14 protein-coding genes and 2 pseudogenes are annotated in these 15937 nt (G+C 63.3%); 12 read left to right on the top strand and 4 right to left on the bottom strand.

The genetic code is table 11. From position 1 onward, the window contains the following. The first annotated feature begins 209 nt into the window (after window positions 1-209). Complete coding sequence (locus G5V65_RS20535) at window positions 210-1181, top strand: LysR family transcriptional regulator (RefSeq protein ID WP_165054191.1); 972 nt, start codon at window positions 210-212, stop codon at window positions 1179-1181. A gap of 3 nt (window positions 1182-1184) precedes the next feature. On the opposite strand, the gene G5V65_RS20530 is transcribed toward G5V65_RS20535, so the two are convergent. Further along, window positions 1185-2705: a trimethylamine methyltransferase family protein gene (locus tag G5V65_RS20530; RefSeq protein WP_165054188.1), complete on the bottom strand. Its 1521-nt coding sequence runs from the start codon at window positions 2703-2705 to the stop codon at window positions 1185-1187. 186 nt (window positions 2706-2891) lie between these two features. Here G5V65_RS20530 and G5V65_RS20525 point away from each other — a divergent pair, with 186 nt between their 5' ends. The 10 genes and pseudogenes from G5V65_RS20525 to G5V65_RS20480 all read left to right on the top strand — a co-directional run bounded on the left by G5V65_RS20525 (window position 2892) and on the right by G5V65_RS20480 (window position 14078). Next, window positions 2892-5327 carry a GcvT family protein gene (locus G5V65_RS20525; protein ID WP_165054185.1) on the top strand — a complete coding sequence of 812 codons (2436 nt, stop codon included), beginning with the start codon at window positions 2892-2894 and terminating at the stop codon, window positions 5325-5327. 7 nt (window positions 5328-5334) lie between these two features. Continuing rightward, window positions 5335-6423: a GlxA family transcriptional regulator gene (locus G5V65_RS20520; protein WP_165054157.1), complete on the top strand. Its 1089-nt coding sequence runs from the start codon at window positions 5335-5337 to the stop codon at window positions 6421-6423. Beyond that, the gene (locus G5V65_RS20515; RefSeq protein WP_165054154.1) at window positions 6332-7345 is read left to right on the top strand and encodes a D-cysteine desulfhydrase; all 1014 of its coding nucleotides are present in this window, start codon (window positions 6332-6334) and stop codon (window positions 7343-7345) included. The genes G5V65_RS20520 and G5V65_RS20515 overlap by 92 nt, the downstream gene beginning before the upstream one ends. 13 nt (window positions 7346-7358) lie before the next feature. Continuing rightward, window positions 7359-8549, top strand: coding sequence for a DegT/DnrJ/EryC1/StrS family aminotransferase (locus tag G5V65_RS20510; protein ID WP_165054151.1), 1191 nt, complete (start codon window positions 7359-7361; stop codon window positions 8547-8549). Then, entirely contained in the window at window positions 8549-9244 is a 696-nt protein-coding gene (locus G5V65_RS20505) for an aspartate/glutamate racemase family protein (protein ID WP_165054148.1), read from the top strand. Before G5V65_RS20510 ends, G5V65_RS20505 begins: the two co-directional genes overlap by 1 nt. Before the next feature lie 7 nt (window positions 9245-9251). After that, window positions 9252-10553, top strand: a complete 1302-nt coding sequence (hisD, locus tag G5V65_RS20500; RefSeq protein ID WP_165054146.1) for a histidinol dehydrogenase — start codon at window positions 9252-9254, stop codon at window positions 10551-10553. 163 nt (window positions 10554-10716) lie between these two features. Next, a complete protein-coding gene (locus G5V65_RS20495; RefSeq protein ID WP_206526912.1) occupies window positions 10717-11715 on the top strand; it encodes a YeiH family protein in 999 nt (332 codons plus the stop codon). Window positions 11716-11868: 153 nt separating this feature from the next. After that, window positions 11869-12027, top strand: a pseudogene (locus tag G5V65_RS20490) (IS6 family transposase); the annotation flags it as partial. A gap of 252 nt (window positions 12028-12279) precedes the next feature. Further along, complete coding sequence (locus G5V65_RS20485; RefSeq protein WP_165054143.1) at window positions 12280-13554, top strand: phage minor head protein; 1275 nt, start codon at window positions 12280-12282, stop codon at window positions 13552-13554. Next, window positions 13551-14078, top strand: a complete 528-nt coding sequence (locus G5V65_RS20480; RefSeq protein WP_165054141.1) for a hypothetical protein — start codon at window positions 13551-13553, stop codon at window positions 14076-14078. The genes G5V65_RS20485 and G5V65_RS20480 overlap by 4 nt, the downstream gene beginning before the upstream one ends. Window positions 14079-14394: 316 nt before the next feature. On the opposite strand, the gene G5V65_RS22995 is transcribed toward G5V65_RS20480, so the two are convergent. Then, complete coding sequence (locus G5V65_RS22995) at window positions 14395-14496, bottom strand: YgjP-like metallopeptidase domain-containing protein (RefSeq protein WP_241250683.1); 102 nt, start codon at window positions 14494-14496, stop codon at window positions 14395-14397. Here G5V65_RS22995 and G5V65_RS22180 point away from each other — a divergent pair. Further along, window positions 14495-14872, top strand: a pseudogene (locus tag G5V65_RS22180) (DUF6441 family protein); the annotation flags it as partial. The gene G5V65_RS22995 and the pseudogene G5V65_RS22180 sit on opposite strands and share 2 nt — an antisense overlap. Window positions 14873-14888: 16 nt before the next feature. Here the strand turns inward: G5V65_RS22180 and G5V65_RS20470 are convergent. Further along, complete coding sequence (locus G5V65_RS20470) at window positions 14889-15293, bottom strand: hypothetical protein (RefSeq protein WP_165054138.1); 405 nt, start codon at window positions 15291-15293, stop codon at window positions 14889-14891. 385 nt (window positions 15294-15678) lie between these two features. Beyond that, window positions 15679-15937 (bottom strand): hypothetical protein (locus G5V65_RS22175; protein WP_206526911.1); only part of this gene is annotated, 259 nt, incomplete at its 5' end.

Genomic DNA, 15937 nt, shown 5'->3' with positions numbered 1-15937 from the left:
CCAGAATGCTGCGGGTTCGAGGCTTGATCCACCCGACTTCGGCCGTTTGCGCGACGACAGACACCGCTCGGGGCGAAGAACGCTTGCCCAGCGAGCAAAATCAGGCGATCTTGAAGTCAAGCGGCAGGCCACTTGGGGAATGTCGGATACTTGCGAATTTAACTTCGATAAATTAGAAACATGGGAGAGGCAGATCAGGGGCAGGAACGATGGCCAAGCACGCCACCCGCAAGGATTTCAGCCTCAAGGCATTGGAGCTGTTCCGAATTTGCGCCACGAAAGGCTCTCTTCAGGATGCTGCCGACGAAGCCGGAATTTCGGTCAGTACGGTGTCGCACCACCTCAGCAGCCTGGAAGACAACCTCGGCGTCAAGCTTTTTGACCATTCGCGCCGCCCCCTGCTGGTGACACCGACGGGCCGGGCCTTCCTGCGCAAGATCGAAGTCGCCCTGCACGACATCCGCATCGCCAAGGCCGAAGCCTCTGCCGGCAGCATCGAGAACGCAAGCTATCTGCGGATCGGGGTGATCGAGGATTTCGACAGCTACATCGCCCCCAACCTGGCCATGTACATGTCCAGCATCATGCCACACTGCGACTTTTCCTACCACACGGATTGGAGCCACAGCATCATCAAGATGCTGCGCAACCGCGAGCTGGATCTTGGCGTGCTGGCCTATTCCTCCGAGAACATGTTCGACCTTCTGGACCACCCGTTCCTGCGCGATCCCTTTCTGGTCATCACCCCCAAGGACACGATGGATGTGGTGGGTCTGATGCATGGCAGATCGAAGCTGCCGCTCCTGCGGTTTACCAGCAACCTGTTCGTCCGCCGGCAGATCGAGTCGCAACTGCGCCGATTGAACATCTCTCTGCCCAACCACTTTGAATGCGCCAACGGCAACACGCTGATGGCGATGGTCGCCGCCGGGTCGGGCTGGTCGATCACCACCGCCCTGCACTATTCCCACGGCAAGCAGTTCCAGGACAAGGTCCAGGTCCACCGCTTTCCCGGCAAGAGCTTTGCACGCATCCTGTCGGTCGTCTCGACGCCCGACTGCGCGCGGTCGGTCGTGGCGCAGGTTCGGATGAAGATGAACGAACTGCTCGAGGAAAGCACCCTGCCGGCCATCCACGATCAGCTGCCCTGGCTGAAGGACAGCTTCACGCTGATCGAATGACCCTCAGATCAGGACCTTGAACTTCGCGCGGATGGCGCGGTCCTGTTCCTCGGTCAGATAGGCGGGATGGTGGGTCTCCAGCACCGATTTCGCCCGCTCGCGCGCCATCGTCCAGGCGTCCTTGGCGCCCATCTCGGTCCAGGTGCGGGGTTGATTGCGGTCGGCCAGCGAGGGATAGAAATAGTCGCGCTCCATCGCGGCGAAGGTGTGGGTGCCGCCAAGGAAATGGCCCGACCCCAGCACCGCCTCGCAGATCGCGTCGAATCCCAGGTTGTCTTCGGTCACCTCGATCCCGCGCAGGGCGCGGTAGGTATGGGAATGCATCTCGTCGTCCAGCACGAATGCCTCGAAGCTGGCCCCAAGGAGCGAGGCCGTCATGCCCGAGCTTTCATAGATCAGGTTGCCCCCCGCCATCGCCGCGGCAAAGGAGGTGATGCCCTTTTCCATGCCGTATTGCGCGTCGATCGCCTTGGCGTCGGTCATCGAACAGGCGACGCCCGACGGCAGCCCCAACCAGTTTGACAGCTGGGCCGAAGCCGCGTTCAGGACGGCCGTTTCGCCGCTGCCCCCCGAAAAGGCGCCGGTGCGCAGGTCAACGACCAGGGGCCAGTTCGAGAACACCATCGGAAAGCCGGGCTGGATCGCGTTGACCATCACCAGGCTTGCCAGGGTTTCGGCCAGCGACTGCGCAAGAAACCCCGCCAGCGTGGCAGGCGCCGTCGCCCCGGCCTGGGCGGCGGTGATGCAGGACATCGGGATGTTGTGGCGGATGCATTCATAGACGACATCGACCGCATCCTCGCCATAGCGCAGCGGAGAGATCACCGGGCTGATATGCGCCTTCTTGAACGGTCGCTTTGAAAACTCGCCCGGACCGCCCGCCACGATATCCAGCATCTCGACGATGGGCGTGACATGTTGGGCCAGCGTGAAAGAGGTGGCCGTGGGCTTGGTCGTATGGCGGCACAGCGCATAGGCGGTGTTCAGATCAAGGTCGAAACTGTCTTCGACATCGGTCGCCACGCAGCAGCGCGTGAACCAGCTGACATTGGCCAGCGTGTCCTGCAACCGGGTGAAGTCGTGCAGGTCGGCAAGGGTGGAGGGGCGGTAAAGGCCGGTGTCGATGTCCAGTGTCTGCACCGCCGCGCCGCCCGTGCCGAAATAGACGCGGTCGCCGCCCACTTCGATCGAACGGCTTTCATCGCGGCCATGCAGCACAAAGGTCTTGGCCGCATCCGCGATGGCGCGTTCGACCATCTTGCGCGGGAACCGGAGCCGGTCGCGCTCGCCTTCGACCGCGCCCGCCTTCATCAGGTCGGCGCGCAGACGGTCGGGGACCTCTCCCATGCCCAGCGTTTCCAGGAGACGAAGTGCCGTGTCGAAGATCTGTTCCAGTTCCTCGGGCGACAGGGGCTTGTACGCGCCACCCCTCTGTCCGGGCGGGCAGGGATTGACCACCGGCCCCGCTGCGCGCTTGGCCAGCCGGTCTTCGCGCCCGCTGCGTCTTGCCCAATTCGCATTCATGCCTGATCCCCGCGAAAGTGTTGCTGTGGCCAACCTTAGGGGGCAAGTTGAAGCCGCCGAGCGGGAAGTTTGTTGTTTTGATTTATTCGAAACATAGATTCTAAATAGTCTCGGAAATGACTGGCGCGTTGCCGTGCCCGATTTCTTCCTCCCACTATCGAGCCAATCAAGCGGGAGACCGGGACCATGAAATCGAGAACCAAGGTAGTTGTCATCGGCGGCGGAATCGCCGGCTGTTCCACACTCTACCACCTGACCCGGGAAGGCTGGACCGATGTCGTGCTGGTCGAGCGCAACGAGCTGACGTCGGGCACCACCTGGCACTCGGCCGCGCAGGTGACCAACTTCGGCATGACGCAGACGATGGTCGGCCTAAAGACCCATTCCATCAACCTTTACAAGGAACTGGCGGCAGACCCGGAATTCCCGATCAACTATCACCACGCCGATGGCGGCATCCGGCTGGCCAATACCGAGGCACAGATGCAGGGCTACCGCCACTTTGCCTCGATGGCGCGTGGCATGGACGTGCATTTCGAAGTGATCGACGCCGCCGAATGTGCCCGCCGCCACCCGCTGATCTCGACCGACAACCTGCTGGGCGGCCTCTGGGACCCGCTGGACGGCGACATCGACCCCGCACAGCTGTGCCAGGCGCTGGCCCGTCGCGCCCGCAACGCCGGGGCCGAGGTCTATCGCAACACACCCGTCACCGCGCTGACCCAGCACAAGGACGACACCTGGACCGTCCACACCGAACATGGCGACATCGACTGTGACATCGTCGTCAACGCCTGCGGCTACCGCGTGAACGAGGTCGGCGCCATGATGGGGGTGCATCACCCCGTCGCGTCGATGGAACACCAGTATTTCCTGACCGAGGAGATCCCCGCGATCAAGAACGCCGGCCACCGGATGCCGCTGCTGCGCTGCCCGATCTCGGACTATTACTGCCGCCAGGAAAAGAACGGGCTCCTGCTCGGCTTCTATGAACAGGGTTGCAAGACCTGGGGCATGGACGGCATCGACCCGAACTTCGTCAACGCGCTTTGCCCCGATGACCTGGACCGGGTGACGGACGTTCTGGAAGGTGCCTTCGCCCGGATGCCCGCGCTGATGGAGGCCGGCATCCACACCGTCGTGAACGGCCCGATCACCTATACGATCGACGGCGCGCCGCTGGTCGGCCCGATCCCCGGCAAGCGCAACGCCTTCTGCATCATCGGCCTGCGCGCGGGCCTGGGCGAAGGCGGCGGGCACGGCTGGCTTCTGGCGCAGCAGATCGTTCATGGCGAAGCCTGCTATGACACCTGGGTGATCGACCCCCGCCGGTTTACCGGACATGCGAACGTCGAACTGACCTCGCTGAAGGCGATCGAGGATTACCAGAACGAGTTCCGCTTCCACTTTCCGCACGAACACCGCCCGGCAGGCCGCCCGGCCAAGACCACGCCGCTGACGCCGGTTCTTGCCGCCGCAGGCGCCGAGTTCACCGTCGTCAACGGATGGGAACGGGTGGATTACATCAAGCCCTCGCCCGATTTCCACCCGACGCTGGGGTTCGATTTCGACGAAGCCTTCGACATCGTCGCGGCCGAAATCGACAATATCCGCACCAATGTCGGCCTTACGGAGGTCAACGGTTTCAACCGGTTCGAGATCACCGGCCCGGACCGGCACAGCTTCCTCGACCGCATGTTCTGCGGTGCGGTGACCAGGCGCGACGGCCGCGTCGGGCTGGGGTACATGCTGAACCACCACGGGATGCTCAAGGCCGAAGCGACCGTCGCCAACCTGCCCGCCTCTGATCGTGGCCCGGCGCGGGTCTGGTATGGCTCGGCGGCGGCGTCCGAATATCACGACATGGACTGGCTGAAACTGCACCTGCGCGCCGACGAGGATGTACAGATCCGCAGCCTGACGAATGACCAGACGATCCTTGTCCTTGCCGGACCCAAGGCCCGCGCCGTGCTTTCGGCCTGCTCGCGCGGGGACTGGTCCAGGGAAGCGTTCCCCTGGCTCAGCGTTCGCGAATGCTTCATCGGCTTTGCCCCCGCGACGGTGCTGGGCGTCAGCTTCTCGGGCGAACTGGCCTATGAGATCCATGTGCCCAACGCCTCGCTCTACGCGGCCTACCTGGCCCTGCGCAAAGCGGGCGAGGAGCACGGGCTGAAGCTGTTCGGCGCGCGCGCGGTGGAATCGATGCGCATGGAAATGGGCTTCCTGCACTGGAAAGCCGACATCCTGACCGAATTCACCCCCTATGAGACCGGGCTCGACCGCTTTGTGAAGCTGGAGAAGGGCGAATTCATCGGCAAGGACGCCTTGCGGAAGCAGCACGACAGCGGCCTGCGCAAGAAGTTCGTCACGCTCAAGGTCGATGCGACGCGCGCCCCGGCCCGCGGCGGCGCCTCGCTGATGCAGGGTGACAAGGTCGTCGGCACGATTTCCTCGGGGGACTGGGGCCACCGGGTGGGCATGAACCTGGCCTATGCCTTTGTCGAGCCGGACCTGGCAGAGGTCGGCCGCACGCTGAAGCTGGATTTCTTTGGCGAACTGGTCGACGCACAGATCATCGCGCCGGCGCCCTATGACCCCGACTTCAAGCGCATGAGGGGCTGATCCAGCAATGGCCAAGGTCCGCATCTTCGTTCTTGTCGAGCCCGGCTTCGTGGCGACGGAACTGTCGCTGGCGCTCGATGTGTTCCGCATCGCCAACCGGCTTCAGGATGATGCGGACTTCGAGGTTACGGTCTGCACCTCCTCGGGGCAGACCCTCGTCGAAAGCCTGGACGAGACCGTGATGGTTCGGGCAACGCCCTTCCAGTCCGAGGCGTTCGCGCAGCCGGGGCATCTCGTGGTGCTGGGGGGGCGCGGCATTCGCGCCGCTCTTGGCGGGCTGCGGTCGCGCCTGTGCTGGATCGAACGCACGGGCAGTCACGTCCTGCTCCTGTCGGATGCGGCGTCCGAATGGATGCGGCTGCACCCCCAGAACACCGCGCTGACGACGCATTGGGAAAACCAGCAACTGCTGCGGGACACGCTGGTGAATTGCTCGGAACGCCCGACGCTTTATGCACGCAGCGGCAGGATCACCACGGCGGCCGGCATGATCGCCACCGCCGACGTGGTGCTGGGCACCATCGTCGCCACCGTGTCGAACCGGCTGGCGCAGGCGCTGGCCAGCATCCTGCTGATGGATCGCATCCGCGAGGACGCGACGCCGCAGCCCCGCAGCGAGAACGACAGCCAGGTGCTGCGCCTTGCCAAGCTGGACACGGTGATCCGGCACATGGAGCAGAACGTCGAGACGCCGGTTTCGATCGAGGCCCTGGCCGAGATCTCCGGCACCTCGGTGCGGCAGCTGGAACGCAAGTTCAAGGCCGCCACCCGATGCGCCCCGATGCCGTTCTACCGGTCGCTGCGGTTGCGCCGCAGCAAGGCCCTTGTCGAACAGACCACCCTGTCGATCACCGATATCATGATTGCCTGCGGCTTCGGCTCAAGCTCTCATTTCTCGCGGATGTTCTTTCGCGAATTCGGCACGACACCCAGCCAGCTGCGACGCGACCTTCTTGCCGAAGCAAGCTCGCCCCTCCGTGTTCACCCCAAGAAGGGATCTCACCATGCACCTGTCTCGTTTCCCGCGCCTGCACCTGGCCCATCTGCCTACGGCCCTCGAACCGATGGAGCGGCTGTCCAGGGAGCTTGGGGTTGAACTGTGGATCAAGCGCGACGACTGCACCGGCATGTCGACGGGCGGCAACAAGACCCGCAAGCTTGAATTCCTGATGGCCGAGGCCCTGGAACAGGGCGCCGACATGGTGATGACCCAGGGGGCGACCCAGACGAACCACGGCCGCCAGACCGCCGCCTTTGCCGCAAGGCTTGGCCTCAAGTGCCACCTGCTGCTGGAAGACCGTACCGGCTACAACAACCCCAACTACAACCAAAACGGCAACGTCCTGCTGGATCACCTGCACGGGGCCACGACCGAGAAATTCCCGGCCGGCCACGACATGCCCGGAGAGATGGAGCGGGCGGCCGAACGCAAGCGCGCCGAAGGCCACAAGGTCTATGTGATTCCGGGCGGCGGGTCGAACCCCACGGGCGCGCTTGGCTATGTCAACTGCGCGATGGAGCTTGTCGGGCAGGCCAATGACCGCAACCTCAAGATCGACCGCGTGGTTCATGCCACGGGGTCGTCGGGCACGCAGGCCGGTCTGGTGACGGGGATGTGTGCGATGAACGCGCAGATCCCGGTCCTGGGCATCGGCACCCGTGCGCCGCGCGAAAAGCAGGAACAGATGGTGTACGACCTTGCCTGCCGGACCGCCGAAAAGCTGGGCTGCCCCGGCGTGGTCAAGCGCGAGGATGTGGTCGCGAACACCGACTACGTCGGCGAAGGCTATGGCCTGCCGACCAAGGCCGGGATCGAGGCGATCCGCATGTTCGCCGAACTGGAAGGCATCCTTCTGGATCCGGTCTATTCCGCCAAGGGCGCGTCGGGCCTGATCGACCTGACCCGCAAGGGCGCCTTCAAGGGCGAACGCGTGGTCTTCGTGCACACCGGCGGTTCGGTCGCGCTCTTTGGCTATGACTTTGCCTTCGACCACGCAAACCGCTGGGTAAACCTGTAAGGAGGCCCGGGCCGTGGCGCGCACGTTCTTTGGATCCTTCACCCAGCAGGAGGCCATCCCCGCCGAGGCGGTGGCCGCCGTCCTTGATGTGCTGAGGACCGGGCGCCTGCATCGCTACAACCTGGCCGAGGGCGAGGTGGGGGAGGTCGCCGCGCTTGAGGCCGAATACCGCGACTGGCAAGGCAGTGCCTATTGCCTTGCCGTCACGTCGGGCGGGCAGGCATTGCAGATCGCGATGCGGGCGGCGGGCGTGACCCCGGGCACCGTCGTTCTGACCAACGGCTTTACCCTGGCCCCTGTTCCCGGGGCCATCGTTGCCGTTGGCGGCCAGCCGCTGCTGGTCGAGATCGACGAGAACCTGCGGCTCGACCTGGACGATCTGACGGCCAGGATCGACGAGAGCGGCGCGCGCTTTCTGTTGCTGTCGCACATGCGCGGCCATCTGTGCGACATGGACCGCCTGATGGACATCTGCGATCGCGCGGGCGTCACGGTCATCGAGGATTGCGCCCACACGATGGGGGCCAGGTGGAACGGCAAGCGGTCGGGCAACTTCGGCAAGGCCGCCTGTTTCTCGACCCAGACCTACAAGCACATGAATTCGGGCGAAGGCGGGTTCCTGACCACCGACGACCCCGACCTTGCGGCGCGCGCGACGATCCTGTCGGGCAGCTACATGCTGTATGGACGCCACGGTGCCGGCCCCGATGCGGCGGCCTTCGCGCGTGCTCGGTCCGAAATGCCGAATTGCTCGGCCCGGATGGACGCGGTGCGCGCGGCGCTCTTGCGGCCGCAACTGGCCGGGCTGGATCGCAACATCGACCGCTGGAACGCCCGCTATCGCATCGTCGAGCGCGCCTTGCAGGGCGACAACCAGATCGCGACCATCGACCGGCCGGCGGCAGAAACCTTTGTCGGGTCGTCGATCCAGTTCCGCCTGCCGGGCTTTTCATCCGAACAGTGCCTGGCCCTGCTGCGCACCGCCGCAGACCTGGGGGTGGAGCTGAAGTGGTTCGGACGGGACGAGGCGGCCGGCTTCACCTCGTCGCATCGCAACTGGCACTATATCCCGCGCCAGAGCCTGCCCCGGACCGATCGTATTCTGGCCACCCTGTTCGACATGCGCCTGCCGCTGACCTTCTCCGAGGCGGATTGCGAAACCGTCGGGTCGCTGATCCGCCAGTCCGTGCGGGAGGTGTCGTGATGGCCCGGCGCGTCGTTGGCGTTCTGGGCGGCATGGGGCCCGAAGCGACGATCCTGTTGCAGCAACGGCTTCTTGCGGCCGTCGCGGCCAGGGATGACGCCGATCACCTGCCCCTGCTGATCGACATGAACCCGCAGGTTCCGTCGCGCATCGCCCATCTGATCGGCGGAACGGGCACGGACCCGACGCCGGTGCTGGTCGAAATGGCGCGTCGGCTTGAGGCGGCGGGCGCCACGGCGCTGGCGATGCCCTGCAACACCGCGCACCACTATGCCGTCGCGATCCAGGACGCCGTGTCGATCCAGCTGCTGAACATGGTCGAATTGACGGTGTCAGAGGTTGCGCGCACCGTTCCGCCCGGCACCGGCCTTGGTATCCTCGCCTCGCCGGCGGTCAGGCTTGCCAGGGTCTTTGACGCGGCGCTTGACCGGGCCGGGCTGTCGGCGGTCTGGCCGCAGGATGCGGACGCGATGCTTGCGGCCATCCGCGAGATAAAGGCCCACGGCCCCACCGACGCCGCACGGCAGGCTCTTGCCGCCGCCGCCCGTGACGTGGCCGAACGCGGGGCCGGCGTGGTTGTGGTGGCCTGCTCTGAATTCTCGCTCATCCGGGATGCTGTGCCCGGTGCGATCCGCTCTCTGGATACGGTCGATGTCCTCGTCGCCGCGATCCGTGACCACATCTTGCATGGATAGGCAAAACATGGCTGTCACCTATTTGAAGACCGCGCAACCGCGTCCTGCCGCCGAGGGCAACGACATACGCGGCATCGTCGCAAAGATGCTTGGGACCATCGCCGAAGGTGGCGAAAACGCGGTGCGCGACTATGCCGAACGGCTGGATGGCTGGACCGGCGAGATCGTGCTGTCGCCCGAAGCGCGCGCCGCCGCAATCGCCCGCGTGCCCGAGGATCTGAAGGCCGACATCCAATTTGCCTATGACAACATCCGCCGCTTTGCCGAGGCGCAGAAGGCGACGCTGAACGAATGCCAGATCGAGGTGATCGACGGCATGGTCGCGGGGCAGAAGCTGATCCCGGTCTCGGCCGCCGGCTGCTATGTGCCGGGCGGGCGTTACAGCCACATCGCCAGCGCCCTGATGACGATCACCACCGCCAAGGTCGCAGGCGTGCCGCACATCACCGCCGTGTCGCCGCCGCGTCCCGGCAAGGGCATTCCCGATGCCATCGTCTATGCCATGGACCTGGCGGGGGCCGATCTCATCCTGAACCTCGGCGGTGTCCAGGGGATCGCCGCGATGGCGCAGGGGCTTTTCGGTTCGCGGCCCGCCGACATTCTGGTTGGGCCCGGCAATTCGTATGTGGCCGAAGCGAAGCGGCTTCTGTTCGGGAAAGTCGGGATCGACATGTTCGCCGGCCCGACCGATTCTCTGGTGATCGCCGATGCAACGGCATCGGTCGAAACCGTCGCCTGGGATCTGGTGAGCCAGGCCGAACACGGCGCGGACAGCCCGGTCTGGCTTGTCACCACCGACGAGGCGCTTGCCCTTGGCGTGATGGCGCGCGTTCACGCGCTGATCGGTGAATTGGGGGAACCCAACGCCTCGGCCGCGCGGACGGCCTGGGATGAACGGGCCGAAGTCATCCTTTGCGGCACCCGCGAAGAGGCGGCCCAGGTCGCCGATGACTATGCGCCCGAACACCTTCAGGTGATGGCGTCCGACCTGGATTGGTGGCTGGGCCGGCTGTCGGCCTATGGCTCGCTGTTCCTTGGCAAGGAAACCACCGTGTCCTTTGGCGACAAGGTTTCCGGCCCCAACCATGTGCTGCCGACCAGCGGCGCCGCGCGCTATACCGGCGGGCTTTCGGTGCACAAGTTCATTAAGGCCGTGACCTGGCAACGCTGCAACAGCGCCGCCTCGCATGAGCTGGCGCTGCGGACCGCGCGGATCAGCCGGGTCGAGGGGATGGAGGGCCATGCGCGCGCCGCCATGCTGCGCACCGACAGCGACGACGTATCGGGCGCGGCCTTCGCCGAGAGCTGACCACCCCCCCCCGCCCAGCCCGACGCAACCCCAGACGTCGGGCCGGATCTGCAACGCCATCATGGGCAAAGCCGGGGGTCGGCCAAGGCCGGCCCCGGCGCCACGAACACCGGTTTCAACAATGGCTTTGCCCATGCACCCCGCCCATCCCGCCTTGACCCCCATGATCCGCTTTGCCGGGTTCTGCCGCGCAAACGGCCAGGGGTTCCTTGTCTCGCTCGTCGTGGCCGCCGCGGCGCAGTTCCTGTCGGAACACTATGGTGCTCCCGCCATGCTGATGGCGCTGTTGCTGGGCATCGCGTTCAATTTCCTGGGCGAGGAAGGCCCGTGCAAGGCGGGCATCGCCTTTACCTCGCGCGCTGTGCTGCGCATTGGCGTCGCGCTGATGGGCGCGCGGATCAGCATCAGCCTGATGGCCGATCTTGGCTATCAGATGGTGGGACTCGTGATCGCAGGGGTCTTCGCGACCATTCTGTTCGGCCTGCTGGGGGCGAGGCTCCTGAATCGCGGCTGGCGCTTTGGCCTGCTGACGGGCGGTTCGGTGGCGATCTGCGGCGCCTCGGCGGCGATGGCGATCTCGGCCGTCCTGCCCCGGAACGAGCACTCGGAACGAAACCTCATCTTCACCGTCCTGTCGGTCACCGTCCTGTCGACGCTGGCGATGATCGTCTACCCGATCCTGTCTGAGGTACTGGCGTTCAGCCCCGAGGAATCCGGGGTTTTCCTCGGCGGCACGATCCATGACGTGGCCCAGGTCGTCGGGGCGGGCTTTTCCGTCTCGGACCAGACCGGAGAGATCGCCACCCTGGTCAAGCTGATCCGCGTGGCGATGCTGGCACCGGTCGTGCTGGTCATCTCGATCATCGTGCGCAACCACGCGGCGATGCGCGATACCGATGCCAGGCGCCCGCCGATCCTGCCGCTGTTCGTCATCGGCTTTCTGGTTCTTGCGGCACTGAACTCGGCAGGCCTGATCCCGGGACTGGTCGTCGATGCGATGTCGGTCCTGTCGCGCGCCGCGCTTCTGGTCTCGATCGCCGCGGTGGGGATGAAGACCTCGCTCAAGCGCATCCTTGATGTCGGGGGCCAGGCCATCGCGCTGATCGTCGTCGAGACGGTCTTCATCGCCGCCTTCGTGCTGATTGGCGTCGCGATGATCTGAGGATTGGGGAATCCTAGGTGTTCAGTCCCGGCATCTGGTGGATCGGGTCTAGGATGAATCGATCCGGCTCAGATTTCAGCGCCCATGCGGCGCGACGGTGATGTCATCGGAACTTGGCTTGTGACGGTGCAGGGACCTGGGTAGCGTCCCGGCATGATGAAGCGCGACCCATTCAAGTATTTCAAGACCAGTCCGGAAATCATTCGTCTGGCGGTGATGCGATACGTCCGGTTTCCGCTCTCGCTCCGGAATGTTGAAGATCTTCTGCACGAGCGCGGGATCGATGTTAACCAAGAATCCGTCCGGTTCTGGCAGCGTTCCGACCTGAGTGGCCTGTTTTCTGGCAGACGCATTTGAGACCGAACGGAATTCAAACCTTTGTAATTCCATTTAATATCAATCGCTTACGTGGCAGAGAAGGTTGGATATCAGACCCGCTCCCTCCGCCATCCTAACGTCCCCGAAATCCAACCGTCTCTGCCAGACGCAACAGTGCGTTCGGAGCGTTAACGCAACCGTATCTCCAATTTGATACTGCTTTCGGGGAACGATGCGGAGGAACCGATGAGGCACGAAAGCAAGTTTGCGGCCTGGATCAGGTCAGGCGGCAAAAGCGTCTTCGTCTTGCCGCTTGGTCCGGTTCGGGCGCCGGAAGTAAAGTTCTCGGTGGTCCCTGACAGGCTGTTGGACAGCATCATCGACGATGCGCTGGCCACAGCCGTTGCCCGACTGAATGGCTTTCTACCCGAGGGTGTAAGCGTTGACATCTCATCAGTCGACCTCACCGCGATCAGGGATCAGCTGCGCAGCTCGGTTGCGGATCGGCTGACCGAAACCGGTGTTGCGGTCGATGCCAACGACCCGGTTATCAACGCGATCCTCACGCGATACGCGGAAGCGTTGAGCGGCCTTTTCCAGCGAGACGCGCTCCTACTCGAGACCTATATCTGGCGCAGTGCGGACGACGGGCGCGTTCGCGCCGTCCATGCTGCAAACGACGATCAAGTATTCGCATGGTCCGCACCACCTGCGGGAGGACATCCTGGCCAAGATTGGAACTGCCGATGCAAAGCAGAGCCGGTGCTTGATCCTCAAAACATTCCTGATGCCGCAGTTTGCGACATTTTGACGGGTGACAGACTGTCAGCCGTGTTTCCCGAAGCGCCAGAAGACCGGCTCGCCCAGATCGCAAAAGAGTTGGACCTTCGCGTCGTTTCAGGGCGGCTGGACACAAGAGAACGCCTGATTCACTTCCTTGCGCAGATGCGCCAGGAAGCCGGAGGCAGCGCGCGACTGCTTGAGGGCTTTAACTACAGTGTGCGTGGGCTGATTGCGACCTACCGATACTTCAGGGAGAACCCCGAAGAAGCAGAACGGTTCGCACGCACCGAAGAACATCCCGCAGACCAGGTCGCGATTGCAAATTTGGCACTCGCCAACCGAAACGGCAACGGGGACGCTGCCAGTGGCGACGGCTGGGCCTTTCGTGGCCGCGGGCTCCTTCAACTGACAGGCCGAGCCAACTACCGGGAGTTTACTGTCTGGCATCAGGGGACCTTCGGTGAGCCACTTGATTTCGAAGCCGATCCGGACCGCGCTGCGGAGCCTGTTTATGCGGTAAGGTCGGCTGTGTTTTTTTGGCTTGAACGCGATCTTGCAGGATTTGCAGACCAAGGGCTTATCGAAAGCGCGACAGATGCGATAACGGAGCGCATCAACCATGACACCGACAGCTACGATGAGCGCCGGCAACACATGGCATCCATTCGGGATGGAGGACAGTTTGACAGCATCTGCCGGTTCTCGGTCGCTCGCCCGCGCTTCGAGGACGCGGAATGAGAGCGTTGCTTCTGTCCATGGTCGCATACGCAGTTTGCGCACTCGCCGTCGCCGCCGAGGAGGTGGTCTACCGCTCCACACTTGCCCAACAGTCTGTCGAAACGGCTGATCTTCTGATTACCTTGTTTCCTCTTGATGAGGATGTCCGTTTCGCGATCATGCTGCGCAACACCCAAACTGGGTTCGAGCGCCAGCATGAGTTCGATGGCGAAGGTGCCAGCGATCCCAGCCCGTTTCAGTTAACTGCGATGCATTACTGCGATACGCCAGTCATCTTGCTGACCGTTGAATACCCCTGGCGCCACGAGCTTCCGCAGTACGTCCGTGTCCTAGAGACCTTTGCTTTCCGCTCCGCGGATTTTGCATTTATCGACAAGACATTTGGGCCGCTCACGGATATCGCCTTGCTGGACAGTCGGAAGGCGGGAGGCATAGATTTCGGGATGCAACCTCCGATCTTCGTTCAATGTCTCTCTGATCCCAACGCTCCTCCCTTTTTGTTTTCAATGAAAACAAAGGATTAGTACCGCATTGGAGTGGAGAAGGTTCGACGTCAGGCCCATCCCCTCCGCCACTTGCCCTCGCGAAAGCGTTCTCCCTCTGCGGCTGCGGCCGGATTTTTTCGTTGTTGTCGAGGGTTATGCGGGAGAGGCTGAGCACTGGCCCCCGCGCCAGGAGGCTCGGAAGCGGTCTCTCAAGGCCGATATTCTCCGGACCTCATGACTACGCCGATTTGGTGAGTTTCCCATAAGCCATTGCAGATGCTCACGAAATTCAACTCGCTGAAATTGCTTGGATTGGGGTCGCGTTTGCGACTGCCGCGACTGGGTTCGGAAACTCTCAGGCCATCGCCCGTTCCAGCCTCTGCTTTCGACGCTCCCAATCGGGCATCACCTTATCGAGAAGGTCGAAGAAAGCCGCCCCGTGATGAGGCTCGGCCATCGTCGGCGCCCACGACACCGGCCCGCTGATCCGCTCGAAGAACGGGTTCTGGCTGGCGATCCCCACGCCAGCTGCTGGCAAATCGACGCGCGGAGGCCGGATCACCCCCGGCGAATGGGAACGCCGCACCGGCCTGCGCCTGCAGTTCATCTATCGGCGAAGGGGTCCGAGCCTGCTGGTGGCTGAGGGGCGGCTTAACACGAAGGGCCGCGCCGTGGCATAGCGATCAAAGACCGGCCGTGGCATCGTCACCGCGCCGATCTTCCTGCTGGTGCCGCAGGTGAAGCTCCCGAAGCGGCTGGATCTGGCGCGGGACGCGGAGCGGGCGCACGACGCCGTGCCGGGGCTGATCGTGGCAAAGTGGGTGGATCGCTGAGTGCAGTCCACGAAAATCATGCCACTACAGTGTAGATCGGTTGCCCGTCGCTGGAGCATTTCTCGACCGAACCGCAAAGAGCAAAGATCGATGCTCCGTTGGCAGACACGAAAACGACCCCAAGCAGAACGTCCCGGCTGGGATTTTTTGTCAAAGTAATCGTCGCCCCTTCACCGACGGCAAGTTCGACAAAGGCATGATGCTCGGCGGCGGCCAAACGCGCAATATCGAGGTAACTGACAACATTCTGGCGCGTGAAATGAAGGACATCAAATGCCACAACATCTCTAAGGAGTATCACTTCACAGTTGTCTGCGGGATCGGACGTGACCAACAGCCTTAGGGTGCGATCTGCGGATTCGTAGGTGATGCCAACATATTCCACGTCGGCAAACCGTTCATCCCCTTCAAACGTGATCATCTCCAATCCTCCGGACGGATCAACCCGTCATCACCTCGCCCGTCACCTGAAAAGCTCTCTTCCTCGGTCGCTGGCCGACCAGGCTGGCGCTCGCCGTCGATCCATTCGTGCGTATGGGGCTGACCTTGGCCGTGATCGTGGCCCCAATCAACGTCTTTGATTGGCTTTCCGTCGGGGCCGTACAATCTGTCTCCGCGAGGGCCGACAACCCAAGTTCCCGGACGCCCCTGTTTAGGCAAACCCCGAGCGTCCGGCGCAGGTTCCACAGGTCTGCCCTCTGCATCCGTGTCCGGGATGCCTTCTGGAAGCGCTCTGGGTCCGCCCTCCGCGCGATTCTCAACAACGTGCGGCGTAGACGTACCGCCGAGCGATTGATAGCCTTCGCTCAAAAACCGGGCAGGTCAAGAATATCGCGACCGAATTCATCGAATTGGGGAAAGACTTCGACCCAACCGGACGCAAATTCGCCGGGAATCACAACAAGCTGCCCTGCGCCCCAAGCTTTCAGAGCTTGATCGACTATCCCCTGGATTCTGGCCAAGTCTTCTTGGCTACCTGACAATGCTCTGATGATGTGACCGCCCCCCGACGGCATCTCTGTGCCAAGGTGGGTCTGCGATAATCCACAAAGGAGGACGGTCATG

Origin of the sequence: Paragemmobacter kunshanensis (assembly GCF_011059185.1) — a bacterium.
GTDB lineage: Bacteria > Pseudomonadota > Alphaproteobacteria > Rhodobacterales > Rhodobacteraceae > Paragemmobacter > Paragemmobacter kunshanensis.
This window is presented reverse-complemented; position numbering and strand designations above follow the sequence as displayed.

What these genes read in the sequence shown, in the direction of transcription:
- G5V65_RS20535 (WP_165054191.1), top strand. Translation starts at nt 210, where the DNA reads ATGGCCAAGCACGCCACCCGCAAGGATTTCAGCCTCAAGGCATTGGAG.
- G5V65_RS20530 (WP_165054188.1), bottom strand. Translation starts at nt 2,705, where the DNA reads ATGAATGCGAATTGGGCAAGACGCAGCGGGCGCGAAGACCGGCTGGCC.
- G5V65_RS20525 (WP_165054185.1), top strand. Translation starts at nt 2,892, where the DNA reads ATGAAATCGAGAACCAAGGTAGTTGTCATCGGCGGCGGAATCGCCGGC.
- G5V65_RS20520 (WP_165054157.1), top strand. Translation starts at nt 5,335, where the DNA reads ATGGCCAAGGTCCGCATCTTCGTTCTTGTCGAGCCCGGCTTCGTGGCG.
- G5V65_RS20515 (WP_165054154.1), top strand. Translation starts at nt 6,332, where the DNA reads ATGCACCTGTCTCGTTTCCCGCGCCTGCACCTGGCCCATCTGCCTACG.
- G5V65_RS20505 (WP_165054148.1), top strand. Translation starts at nt 8,549, where the DNA reads ATGGCCCGGCGCGTCGTTGGCGTTCTGGGCGGCATGGGGCCCGAAGCG.
- hisD (WP_165054146.1), top strand. Translation starts at nt 9,252, where the DNA reads ATGGCTGTCACCTATTTGAAGACCGCGCAACCGCGTCCTGCCGCCGAG.
- G5V65_RS20495 (WP_206526912.1), top strand. Translation starts at nt 10,717, where the DNA reads ATGATCCGCTTTGCCGGGTTCTGCCGCGCAAACGGCCAGGGGTTCCTT.
- G5V65_RS20485 (WP_165054143.1), top strand. Translation starts at nt 12,280, where the DNA reads ATGAGGCACGAAAGCAAGTTTGCGGCCTGGATCAGGTCAGGCGGCAAA.
- G5V65_RS20480 (WP_165054141.1), top strand. Translation starts at nt 13,551, where the DNA reads ATGAGAGCGTTGCTTCTGTCCATGGTCGCATACGCAGTTTGCGCACTC.
- G5V65_RS22995 (WP_241250683.1), bottom strand. Translation starts at nt 14,496, where the DNA reads ATGGCCGAGCCTCATCACGGGGCGGCTTTCTTCGACCTTCTCGATAAG.
- G5V65_RS20470 (WP_165054138.1), bottom strand. Translation starts at nt 15,293, where the DNA reads ATGATCACGTTTGAAGGGGATGAACGGTTTGCCGACGTGGAATATGTT.